Raw genomic sequence first — 11,160 nt, 5'->3', positions numbered from 1 at the left:
GAATTCGTTGTTTCAGTCGCCCGCCATCTGGCGGCAAATCTCGGCGACGCGCCGGGTTGCCTCCGGTTTGGCCAGGCTGCGCGCAGCGCGCGCCATGTCCTTCAGTTGCGGCCGCGACAGGCTTGACAGCGTTTGAGCCAGTCCCTGCGCGGTCAGCTCGTTTTGTTGCACCAGCAACGCGGCACCCTGCTTCGACAGGAACTTCGCGTTGGTGGTCTGGTGGTCGTCCACCGCGTGCGGAAACGGTACGAACAGCGCCGCCACGCCGGCGGCCGCCACTTCGGATACCGTCATCGCGCCGGCGCGGCAGATGACCAGGTCGGCTTCGGCATAGGCCGCCGCCATGTCGTCGATGAATGGCACGGTCTCGCCGGCCACGCCCGCCGCGGCATAGTTGGCCCGCAGCGTGTCGATCTGCTTGGCGCCCGCCTGATGCTTCACGACCGGGCGCTCGCCTTCGGGCAGCAGCGCGATGGCCTTCGGCACCACGTCGTTCAGCGCCGCCGCACCCAGGCTGCCGCCCACCACCAGCACGCGCAGCGGGCCGGTGCGATCGTCGTAGCGCGACTCGGGCGCCGGCATGTGCGCCAGTTCCTCGCGCACCGGATTACCGGTCCATTCGCTGTTCGGTAGCGTGTCCGGGAATGCGCAGAGCACGCGGTCGGCAACCTTGGCCAGCACCTTGTTGGCCAGGCCGGCGATCGAGTTCTGCTCGTGCAGCACCAGCGGCCGGCCAAGCAGCGACGCCATCATCCCGGCCGGGAAGGTGATATAGCCGCCCATGCCCAGCACCACGTCCGGCCGCACGCGGCGCAACGCGCCGATGCTCTGCCAGAACGCACGCAGCAGGTTCAGGGGCAGCAGCAGCTTGGTCACCAGGCCCTTGCCACGCAGCCCGCCGAACTGGATGTACTCCATCGGGATGTCGTGCTTCGGCACCAGCGTGGCCTCCATGCCGGTACGGTTGCCCAGCCAGACCACGCGCCAGCCCGCGTCGCGCAACGCGTGCGCGACCGCCAGCCCCGGGAACACATGGCCCCCGGTGCCGCCAGCCATGACGAGCAGCGTGCGCGGCAAGCTCATACCTTCCCTCCGCGCATCATCACTCTGTTCTCGTAGTCAATGCGAAGCACGATGGCCAGCCCCACGCAGTTCATCAGGATCCCCGATCCGCCGTAGCTCACCAGCGGCAAAGTCAGCCCCTTGGTGGGCAGCAGGCCCAGGTTCACACCCATGTTGATGAAGGTCTGCCAGCCAATCCACACGCCAATGCCCTTGGCGACCAGCCCCGCGAACGTGCGATCGAGTTGCAGCGCGGTGCGGCCGATGTTGAACGCGCGTCGGACCAGCCAGTAGAACAGGACGATCATCACCAGCACGCCGATGAAACCGAATTCCTCGCCGATCACGGCCAGGATGAAGTCGGTGTGCGCTTCCGGCAGGTAGTGCAGCTTTTCGATGCTGCCGCCCAGGCCGACCCCCGTCCATTCGCCACGCCCGAACGCGATCAGCGAATGCGTTAGCTGGTAGGCCTTGCCCAGCGCGTTGCTCTCTTCCCAGGGATTCAGGTACGCGAAAATCCGCTCGCGACGCCAGGGCGACGCCGTGATCAGCAGCGCGAACGCGCCCACCGCCACCCCGACCAGCCCGGCAAACAGCTTGCCGTTGATGCCCCCCAGGAACAGGATACCCATGGCCACGGCAGCAATCACCAGGAACGCGCCCATGTCCGGCTCCAGCAGCAGCAGCATGCCCACCACAACCACGGCCACGCCCATCGGCAGGAAACCCTTGGACACCGTCTGCATCCATTCCTGCTTGCGCACCGTGTAGTTGGCGGCGTACAGCACCACGGCCAGCTTCATCAGCTCCGAGGGCTGGAAGTTCATGACGCCGAGCGGAATCCAGCGCCGCGCGCCATTCACGCCCTTGCCGACGAACGGCACCAGCACGAGCACCAGCAACACCAGCGCGAAGATGAACAGCTTCGGCGCGTACCGATCCCAGACCTTGACGGGAATCTGGAACGCCACCAGCCCGGCCGACAGCCCGATGAATAGCGCAAACGCATGGCGCACCAGGAAGTGGCTTTCGCGATAGTTGGCGTAGCGCGGCGAATCCGGCAGCGCGATCGATGCCGAATAGACCATCACCAGGCCGAGCGCCAGCAGCACGATCGCCACCCAGAGCAGGGGCTGGTCGTACTCCATCATGCGGGAACGGGTCGGCTTGACGCCCGACACCGCGTCACGCAGGCCACCCCAGGCATTGCCGATGGTGGCGCCGATGAAACCGCTGCGCTTGGCCGGTGCGTCGCTCATGGCAGGATCCCCCGGGACAGGGCGAGTTCTTCCACCGCGCTACGAAACACTTCCGCGCGATGGACGTAGTTGCGGAACATATCGAGACTGGCGCAGGCCGGTGACAGCAGCACGACATCGCCGGCTTCCGCCAGACTGGCCGACTTGTTGACGGCCTCTTCCAGCGTGGCGGCGTCGACCAGTTGCGTACCAGTGCCCTCCAGCGCGGCGCGCAAGGCGTCGGCATCCTTGCCGATCAGCAGCACGGCGCGTGCATACTGGGCCACCGGCGCCGCCAGAGGCGAGAAGTCCTGGCCCTTGCCTTCGCCACCGGCAATCAGGACCACGCGCTTGTCCAGCCCGGACAGCGCGGCCACGGTGGCGCCCACGTTGGTGCCCTTGCTGTCGTCGAAATACTCGACCTCATCGATCGTCGCCACCCACTCCACGCGATGCGGCTCGCCGCGATACTCGCGCAGGCCATGCAGCAGCGCGTTCAGCGGCAGGTCGATCGCACGGCACAGCGCCAGCGCGGCCATCGCATTGGTCGCGTTGTGCATGCCGCGAATATGCAAGGCATCGGCAGGCATCAGGCGCTTGTGGCGCACCGCCACGGCCTCCGTGGCTACGTCGGCACCCTTGCGGCGGCGCGGCTTGGGTTCGCCGTCGGACTCGCTGTCCGGCTCGGCCAGCACCAGCCAGGGCATGCCGCCTTCGCGCAGCACGCCATAGCTGCCCGGCATCTCCGGCAGATCCGTGCCGAACGTCACCGGCTGCGTGCCCGGGCGCGCCATGTCCATCGTCAGGCGATCATTGCGATTGAGCACCTGCACGCACGCCTTGTCCGCCGGGCCGAATACGCGCGCCTTGGACGCGGCGTAGGCTTCCATGCTGCCGTGCCAGTCCAGGTGGTCCTGGGTCACGTTGAGCACGGTGGCGGCATGCGGCGCCAGCGAGTGCGTGGTTTCCAGCTGGAAACTGGACAGCTCCAGCACCCAGACGTCCGGCAGCGTGGCGGTGGCGATGCACGCGGATAGCTTGTCCAGCGCGGACGGGCTGATGTTGCCCGCCACGGCGACGGTCTTGCCGGCACGCTCGACCAGCCGCCCCGTCAGCGCGGTGGTGGTGGTCTTGCCGTTGGTGCCGGTGATCGCCAGCACGCGCGGCGCGTAGCCGGAGGTGGCTTCCAGGTAGCCCAGCGCCTGGGCAAACAGTTCGATCTCGCCCCACACGGGAATGCCGCGCGCCTGGGCGGCGTCCAGCAGCGCCCGGGTGCCCGCTTCCAGCGGGGACAGGCCGGGGCTGATCGCCACCAAGCCGATATCGTCGAGCAGGCTGTCGGCAAACGGCGCGCCCACGAACCGGGCCGCCGGAAGCTCGGCCTGCAGCAGGGCCAGGTTGGCGGGCGCCTCGCGCGTGTCGGCCACGCGCACGCGGCAGCCGTTCAGGCCGCACCAGCGTGCCATGGCCAGCCCCGATTCGCCGAGGCCCAGTACCAGCACATGAGGTTTTTGCAACGCGCCAAACACTTCGATTTCCTGCCCTATGGTCTTGTTGATGCCTGTGTATCTATATAGAGAGCGTTCGCTCGCCCCGGTCAGCGCAGCTTCAGCGATGACAGCCCGATCAGCACCAGCAGCATGGTGATGATCCAGAACCGCACGGTGACCTGCGTTTCCTTCCATCCGCTCAGCTCGAAGTGGTGATGCAGCGGGGCCATGCGGAACAGCCGCCGGCCTTCTCCATAGCGCCGCTTGGTGAACTTGAACCAGGTCACCTGCAGCATCACCGACAGCGTCTCCACCACGAAGATGCCGCCCATCACGAACAGCACGATTTCCTGCCGCACGATCACCGCGACCGTGCCGAGCGCGCCGCCCAGCGCCAGCGCGCCCACGTCGCCCATGAACACCCTGGCCGGATGCGCGTTGAACCAGAGGAACGCCAGCCCCGCGCCGGCCATCGCCGAGCAGAAGATCAGCAGCTCGCCGGCGCCCGGGATGTGCGGGAACAGCAGGTAACGGCTGTACACCGAACTGCCCATCACGTACGCGAACACGCCCAGGCCCCCGCCCACCAGCACCACGGGCATGATCACCAGGCCATCCAGGCCATCGGTCAGATTCACCGCGTTGCTCGAGCCCACGATCACCAGGTAGGTCAGCACGATGAATCCGGCCACGCCCAGCGGATAGCTCACTTCCTTGAAGAAGGGCACGATCAGGTTGGTCTTGTACGGCACGTCGGCCCACATCCCACCTTCGATCCAGCTCAGGAACAGGCTCCACACCCGCACGTTGCTGGCTTCGGACACCGAGAAGGCCAGGTAGACCGCGGCCACCAGGCCGATCAGCGTCTGCCAGAAAAACTTTTCGCGGCTCGACATGCCGCGTGGGTCCCGGTAGACCACCTTGCGGTAGTCATCCACCCAGCCGATGGCGCCGTAGCCCAGCGTGACCAACATCACCACCCAGATAAAGCGATTGCCCCAGTCGCACCAGAGCAGCGTGGAAATGGCGATGGAAATCAGGACCAGCACGCCACCCATGGTGGGCGTGCCGGACTTCACCAGGTGCGTCTGCGGGCCGATCGTGCGCACGGCCTGGCCGATCTTCAGTTCGGTCAGCCGGCGGATCACCCACGGGCCAAACCCGAGTCCGATCACCAGCGCGGTGAGGTTGGCCATCACCGCGCGGAAGGTCAGGTAGTTGACGACCCGCAGGAAGCTGTAATCGTTTTGCAGCCACTGGGCCAGAGCCAATAACATCGTGTGTCTTATTCGTTAGCGAGCGGAAGGTGTTGCGACAAGCGCATCCACGATCCGTTCCATGCGCATGAAGCGCGATCCCTTCACCAGCACGGCCGCCGCACCGGCCACCGCGCCCTCGTTGTCTTGCCGCAGCGCCTGCGTCAGGTCCTCGACGCTGGCGAAATGCCGCGCCGTCGAACCGTAGGCCTGCACCGCGTGCTGCGCCAGTTCACCGGTTGCCCACATCGCCTCGATGCCGCGCATGCGCGCGTAGGCACCGATCTCGGTGTGGAAGGCCGGGCCCTGGTCGCCCACCTCGCCCATGTCGCCCAGCACCAGCAGGCGCGGCGCGGCAAACCCGGCCAGCACGTCGATCGCGGCGCGCATGGAATCCGGATTGGCGTTGTACGTATCGTCGATCACCACCGTGCCGCCTGGCGTGTGCTTGACCTGCAGGCGGCCCTTGACCGCCGTGAAGCCGGCGATGCCGGCCTGGATCGCGGCCACCTCGACACCCGCCGCCAGCGCGCAAGCGGTCGCAGCCAGTGCATTGCGCACGTTGTGCGCACCCAGCAGTTGCAGGCGCAGGTCGAACGCCAGGCCCGGCGCGGACACGTGAAGCACCTGCACGCCATCATCGAGCGAAATCGTCGCGCCTACGTCGGCCGACGCATCGGTGCCGAATGACAGCACACGCCGGCCGGCCGCGGCCTGGCGCCAGATCGGCGCATGCTGGCCTCCGCTCTCGCCGTCCACCGGGAACACCGCCACGCCATCGGCGGGCAGCGCGGCAATGGCGCTCGCGTGCTCATGGGCCACCGCCTCGACGCTGACCATGAATTCCTGATGCTCGCGCTGGGCGTTGGTGATCACGGCCACCGTCGGCTGGGCGATGCCGGCCAGATAGACCGTCTCGCCCGGGTGGTTCATGCCGAGTTCCAGCACCGCCAGCTTGTGATGCGCGCGCAGGCGCAGCACCGTCAGCGGCAGGCCAATGTCGTTGTTCAGGTTGCCGCCGGTGGCCAGGCGATCACCCTCCCCCACCGCCGCGGCAAAGATCGCCGCGATCATTTCCTTGACCGTGGTCTTGCCATTGCTGCCGGTCACGGCCACCGTGGGCGGCGTGAACTGGCGGCGCCAGCCGGCGCCGAGCTCGCCCAGCCCGATGCGGGTATCCGGCACGATGATGGCCGGCACATCGAGGCTGCCGATGGCCGATTCGCGGCTGATCAGCACAGCGGCCGCGCTGCGCGCGACCACATCGGCCAGGAAATCGTGGGCGTCGAAACGCTCGCCCGTGAGCGCGACGAACAGGTCGCCGGGCTCGACGGTGCGGCTGTCGGTATGTACACGCGAGAATGCGCGCGCGGCATCGCCGGTAATACGGGCGCCGGCCATCCAGCCGGCGGCTTGCTGCAGAGTCGTCATCGTCTTTGGGTTCATGCCGACACCCCCCGTGCGCCCAGCGTCAGGCGCACATGCTCGCGATCGGAGAACGGACGCTTCTTGCCGTGAATCTCCTGCGTGGCTTCGTGCCCCTTGCCGGCTACCAGCACCACATCGGCCGGAGCCGCGTGCTTGATGGCATAGAGGATGGCGGCGGCGCGATCCTCTATCAGGCGGGCGCGGGCACGGTCTTTCATGCCGTCGGCGATGGCCTCGAGGATGTCGCGCGGATCTTCGCTTCGCGGGTTGTCGCTGGTCAGGATGAGGTCATCCGCCAGACGCTCGGCCACGCCGCCCATCAGCGGGCGCTTGGTGGCATCGCGGTCACCGCCGCAGCCAAACACGCACCAGAGGCGGCCCTGGCGGGCCTCGGCCACGGGGCGCAGTGCGGCCAGCGTCTGCGCCAGTGCATCCGGCGTGTGGGCGTAGTCGACCACCGCCAGCGGCGCGTCGTGGCCACCGAACAGTTCCATGCGGCCATCGACCGGCGTCAGGTTGCGCAGTGCGGCGATGGCGGCATCCCATTCGACGCCCTGGGCCAGCGCCGCACCCAGCACGGCCAGCAGGTTGCTGACGTTGAAGGCGCCGATCATCGGCGTGGTCATGTCCGCCGCGCCGAAGCTGCCGTCGATGTGGAATGCGGTGCCGCTGGCCGTCGCGCGCACATTGGTGGCGCGCAGCCATTGGCCTCGTGTGCCGCCGACTGACGCGCCGGCTTTGCCGTCGATGCCATATTCGATGATGCGCGGCGCGCTCACTGCGGCGGCGTTGGTGGCTAGCAGGCGGCGCCCCATCGCGTCGTCGCGATTGATCACGGCGGCGCGCAGGCCCTCCCACCGGAACAGGCGCGCCTTGGCGGCCTCGTACTCGGCCATGGTGCCGTGGTAGTCCAGGTGATCCTGCGTCAGGTTGGTCAGCGCGGCCACCGCAAAACCGGTGCCGGCCACTCGGCCCTGTTCAAGGCCGTGCGAGGACACTTCCATCGCCACGGCACGCGCGCCGGCGTCGTTCAGGTCGGCCAGGCTGGCCTGCAACTGGACGGCGTCGGGGGTAGTGAAACCGGTGTGCTGGAGCGCATCCGGGAAGCCGGTGCCCAGCGTGCCGATCGTCGCGCACGGCGTGCCGGTCGCCTGCAGCAGGCGGGCCAGCCATTGCGCGCACGAGGTCTTGCCATTGGTGCCGGTGATGCCGGTCACGGTCAGGTCTCGCGCGGTGTTCTGGTGCCAGCCAGCGGCGATCGGCCCCGCCAGTTCGTGCAGGCGCGAAACCGCCAGATGCGGCACCGCATCGCCGTGATGCCATGCAAACCCGTCAGCCTCATAGACAATGGCTGATGCGCCCGCGGCAAGCGCCTTGTCGATATGCGGGCGGCCATCGGTAGCCAGCCGGTCGTTGCCGAGCACGTAGGCGAAGAACACATCGCCCGGCCGCAGGCGGCGCGTATCGCCCGTCAGCCGCGCCGTGGCGGGGACGTGCGTACGCAGCCAGGCCAGCGCGTTGCTGGCCTGGGCGGAGATTTCGATGGGGAGCAATGGCTTGGCCGTCATGGCGTGGCGCTCCAGGGCTCGCTTTCCTGAACCTTATCCGTCACCATCAGCTGGCGGATCGGCGAATCCGGCTGGACGTTGAGCGCGCGCAGCGCGCCGCCGGTGATGGCCGCGAAGGCCGGGCCGGCCACCGCGCCGCCGTAGTGGCTGCCGGAGGTCGGCTCGTCCACGCTGACGGCTACGATCACGCGCGGGTTGGACATCGGCGCCAGGCCGATGAACGATGCGCGGTACTTGGAACGGTCGTAGCCGCGGCCCACGTGTTTGTAGGCCGTGCCGGTCTTGCCGCCGACGCGGTAGCCCATGACCTGCGCTTCCGGCGCGGTGCCGCCCGGTGCCGTCACGGTTTCCAGCATCCCGCGCACGTCGCGCGCCACCTGCGGCGAGAGAATGCGCTCGCCCGTCGCCGGGCCGGTGGTCTTGAACATCGATACCGGGATCAGCTCGCCGTCATGGGCGAAGATCGTGTAGGCGTGAGCCACCTGGAACAGCGACACGGACAGGCCGTAGCCGTAGGACATCGTCGCCTGCTCGATCGGGCGCCAGCTCTTGAACGGTCGCACGCGGCCCGCCACGGCACCGGGGAAACCGATCTTCGGCGCCTGGCCCAGGCCCACGCTGGTGAACATGTCCCACATTTCCTGCGGCTTCATCAGCATGGCAATCTTGGTCGTGCCGATGTTGCTCGACTTCTGGATCACGCCGCCGACGGTCAGCGCGCCGTAGTTGTGCGTGTCGGAGATCGTCGCGCCTTCGAAGTTGTATTTGCCGGTCGTGGTCACCACGGTGGACGGCGTCACGCGGCCCAGTTGCAGGGCGAGGCCGATCGTGATCGGCTTCATCATCGAGCCGGGTTCAAACGTATCGGTCAGCACGCGGTTGCGCAGCTGCTCGCCGGACAGGCGGGAGCGGTCGTTCGGGTTGTAGGTGGGCCAGTTGGCCAGCGCCAGCACCTCGCCGGTCTGGGCATCGAGCACCACGGCGCTGGCGGCCTTTGCCTTGCTCCGCTCGACCACGGCCTTGAGCTCGTTGAACGCCAGGTACTGGATCTTGGCGTCGATCGACAACTGCATGTCCTCGCCGTCGCGCGGGGTCTTGAGGACACCGACGTCCTCCACCACACGGCCCAGACGATCCTTGATCACTTGCCGGGCACCGGAGCGGCCGGCCAGCACACTCTCACGCGCCAGTTCCACGCCTTCCTGGCCCTTGTCTTCCACATTGGTGAAGCCGACGATGTGCGCCATCGCCTCGCCTTCCGGATAGAAGCGCTTGTATTCGCGGGTCTGGTGCACGCCCTCGACCTTGAGCGCGGCGATCTTGTCGGCGGCGTCGGGCAGCACCTGGCGCTTCAGGTAAACGAAGCTCTTGTCCTCGGACAGCTTGCCACGCAGCTCCTTCTCGGACAGGTCCAGCAATTTGGCCAGCTGGCGGATGCGCTGCGGCTCGACGTCGTTCGGCACGTCCTCCGGCACGGCCCAGATTGCCTTGACCGGCAGGCTGGTGGCCAGCACCAGGCCGTTGCGATCGAGGATCTTGCCGCGCGTGGCGGGCAGCTCCAGCGTGCGCTGGAAGCGCTTCTTGCCCTCCATCTCATAGAACTGGTTGCCCGGGCCCTGGATCCACAGCGCGCGGGCGGCCAGCGCCGCGAACGCTGCGAACATCAGGAACACCACGAACTTGGAACGCCACATCGGCAGGCGCAGGCCCAGGACCGGGCTGGCCGAGAATTGTCCGGTGCGCGGGCGCGCGGCCTCGCCACGCGAGGTGCGGGCCGCTCGGGCACGGTTCAGGGTCGGGCGGGCCATGCTCATTTGGCTGACTCCCCCGTGGCGCCATGCTGGGCATCGGGCGGGCTCGACGGCAGGATCACGCCCTGCAGGTATTGCGTGCGACCCGCCAGCGCGGCGGACATCTTCAACTGGCTGCGGGCGGCATCGGCAATGCGCGCGCTCTTGCCGAGCGCGCTTTGCTGGTACTGCAGGCGCGACCAGTCGATATCGAGCTGCTTCTCCTCCGATTGCGCGCGCTCCAGCGCCACGAACAGCGTGCGTGCCTGGTGCTGCGCGCCGACCAGCGAGAGCGCGCAGAAAATCAGTGCGGCCAGGAGGAAGAAGGTCAGCCGGTTCATGCGGGCTGCCCTCCGGGAGCCAGCTTTTCGGCGACGCGCATGACGGCGGAGCGCGCGCGCGGGTTTTCGGCAACCTCTTCGGCGCCGGGCTTGTATCGGCCCAGCAGCTTCATTGTGGGTTGCGGCAGGTCGGCCGCGCGCAGCGGGGCGCGGCGCAGCGCCGGATCAGCATCCTGCTGCGGGCGGGCGTGCGCCTGCATGAACCGCTTGACGATGCGGTCCTCGAGCGAGTGAAAACTGATCACCACGAGGCGGCCTCCGACCTGCAGCAGTTCGTACGCCGCCTTCAGGCCTCTTTCGAGGTCCTCAAGCTCTTGATTGATGTGAATCCGTAGAGCCTGAAAGGTGCGGGTCGCAGGGTCCTGACCCTTCTCGCGTGTTTTGACGGCTTTCGCCACGAGCGCGGCAAGGTCTGAAGTAGTGGCGATTGCTCCGCCATCGCCGGGTTCGCGCCGGCGAGCAACAATCGCCTTTGCAATCTGTACAGCAAACCGTTCTTCCCCATAGTCTCGTATCACCCTGGCAATGTCTTGCTCGTCCGCCTGCGCCAGCCACTCGGCGGCGGTGACGCCGCGCGTGGTGTCCATGCGCATGTCCAGCGGGCCCTCGAAACGAAAGGAAAACCCCCTCGCCGCCTCGTCGATCTGGGGCGAGCTGATCCCCAGGTCGAGCAGTACGCCCGCCACGGGGCCCCGCCCGGCCAGACGTTCGGCCATGGCCCCAAAGCTCGCGTGCTCAATGGAGAAGCGGGCATCCCTGATGGTGCCCGCTTCTGCGATTGCTGCCGGATCCTTGTCGAACGCGACCAGGCTGCCGGCTGGCCCCAACCGGGCCAGCACGGCCCGGCTGTGCCCGCCCCTGCCGAACGTGCCGTCCACGTAGGCGCCGTCGGGCCGCCAGACGAGGGCGTCGACGGCCTCGTCCAGCAGCACGGTGCGATGGCGCAGGGCGGTGGTCCCCGGCGTTCCGGTAGGGGTCATGACCTCG

Annotated in this window: 9 protein-coding genes; all 9 read right to left on the bottom strand. The window is 67.7% G+C overall.

What is annotated here, in order from left to right:
• Nucleotides 1-12 precede the first annotated feature (12 nt).
• On the bottom strand, nucleotides 13-1,083 hold the full coding sequence (murG, locus tag AC1DOX_RS23645; protein WP_441621545.1) for an undecaprenyldiphospho-muramoylpentapeptide beta-N-acetylglucosaminyltransferase: 1,071 nt from the start codon (nucleotides 1,081-1,083) through the stop codon (nucleotides 13-15).
• Entirely contained in the window at nucleotides 1,080-2,321 is a 1,242-nt protein-coding gene (gene ftsW / locus AC1DOX_RS23640; RefSeq protein WP_092142044.1) for a putative lipid II flippase FtsW, read from the bottom strand. Before ftsW ends, murG begins: the two co-directional genes overlap by 4 nt.
• Nucleotides 2,318-3,829 (bottom strand): UDP-N-acetylmuramoyl-L-alanine--D-glutamate ligase, encoded by a 1,512-nt coding sequence (gene murD / locus AC1DOX_RS23635; protein WP_441621543.1) that lies wholly within the window; start codon nucleotides 3,827-3,829, stop codon nucleotides 2,318-2,320. Before murD ends, ftsW begins: the two co-directional genes overlap by 4 nt.
• 68 nt (nucleotides 3,830-3,897) lie before the next feature.
• On the bottom strand, nucleotides 3,898-5,067 hold the full coding sequence (gene mraY / locus AC1DOX_RS23630) for a phospho-N-acetylmuramoyl-pentapeptide-transferase (protein ID WP_441621541.1): 1,170 nt from the start codon (nucleotides 5,065-5,067) through the stop codon (nucleotides 3,898-3,900).
• Between the two features lie 15 nt (nucleotides 5,068-5,082).
• Nucleotides 5,083-6,492 (bottom strand): UDP-N-acetylmuramoyl-tripeptide--D-alanyl-D-alanine ligase, encoded by a 1,410-nt coding sequence (locus AC1DOX_RS23625; protein WP_441621539.1) that lies wholly within the window; start codon nucleotides 6,490-6,492, stop codon nucleotides 5,083-5,085.
• Nucleotides 6,489-8,042 (bottom strand): UDP-N-acetylmuramoyl-L-alanyl-D-glutamate--2,6-diaminopimelate ligase, encoded by a 1,554-nt coding sequence (locus tag AC1DOX_RS23620; RefSeq protein WP_441621537.1) that lies wholly within the window; start codon nucleotides 8,040-8,042, stop codon nucleotides 6,489-6,491. The genes AC1DOX_RS23625 and AC1DOX_RS23620 overlap by 4 nt, the downstream gene beginning before the upstream one ends.
• Nucleotides 8,039-9,856, bottom strand: a complete 1,818-nt coding sequence (locus AC1DOX_RS23615; RefSeq protein ID WP_092142030.1) for a peptidoglycan D,D-transpeptidase FtsI family protein — start codon at nucleotides 9,854-9,856, stop codon at nucleotides 8,039-8,041. The genes AC1DOX_RS23620 and AC1DOX_RS23615 overlap by 4 nt, the downstream gene beginning before the upstream one ends.
• Nucleotides 9,853-10,173 (bottom strand): cell division protein FtsL, encoded by a 321-nt coding sequence (ftsL, locus tag AC1DOX_RS23610; protein ID WP_092142027.1) that lies wholly within the window; start codon nucleotides 10,171-10,173, stop codon nucleotides 9,853-9,855. Before ftsL ends, AC1DOX_RS23615 begins: the two co-directional genes overlap by 4 nt.
• The gene (gene rsmH / locus AC1DOX_RS23605) at nucleotides 10,170-11,153 is read right to left on the bottom strand and encodes a 16S rRNA (cytosine(1402)-N(4))-methyltransferase RsmH (protein ID WP_441621534.1); all 984 of its coding nucleotides are present in this window, start codon (nucleotides 11,151-11,153) and stop codon (nucleotides 10,170-10,172) included. Before rsmH ends, ftsL begins: the two co-directional genes overlap by 4 nt.
• Nucleotides 11,154-11,160: the final 7 nt, after the last annotated feature.

Source organism: Cupriavidus sp. 01L415, assembly GCF_056400065.1.
The sequence above is the reverse complement of the archived record's forward strand: the minus strand, read 5'-3'. Positions and strand labels throughout refer to the sequence as shown.

What these genes read in the sequence shown, in the direction of transcription:
- AC1DOX_RS23625 (WP_441621539.1), bottom strand. Translation starts at nt 6,492, where the DNA reads ATGAACCCAAAGACGATGACGACTCTGCAGCAAGCCGCCGGCTGGATG.
- AC1DOX_RS23620 (WP_441621537.1), bottom strand. Translation starts at nt 8,042, where the DNA reads ATGACGGCCAAGCCATTGCTCCCCATCGAAATCTCCGCCCAGGCCAGC.
- mraY (WP_441621541.1), bottom strand. Translation starts at nt 5,067, where the DNA reads ATGTTATTGGCTCTGGCCCAGTGGCTGCAAAACGATTACAGCTTCCTG.
- ftsL (WP_092142027.1), bottom strand. Translation starts at nt 10,173, where the DNA reads ATGAACCGGCTGACCTTCTTCCTCCTGGCCGCACTGATTTTCTGCGCG.
- AC1DOX_RS23615 (WP_092142030.1), bottom strand. Translation starts at nt 9,856, where the DNA reads ATGAGCATGGCCCGCCCGACCCTGAACCGTGCCCGAGCGGCCCGCACC.
- ftsW (WP_092142044.1), bottom strand. Translation starts at nt 2,321, where the DNA reads ATGAGCGACGCACCGGCCAAGCGCAGCGGTTTCATCGGCGCCACCATC.
- rsmH (WP_441621534.1), bottom strand. Translation starts at nt 11,153, where the DNA reads ATGACCCCTACCGGAACGCCGGGGACCACCGCCCTGCGCCATCGCACC.
- murG (WP_441621545.1), bottom strand. Translation starts at nt 1,083, where the DNA reads ATGAGCTTGCCGCGCACGCTGCTCGTCATGGCTGGCGGCACCGGGGGC.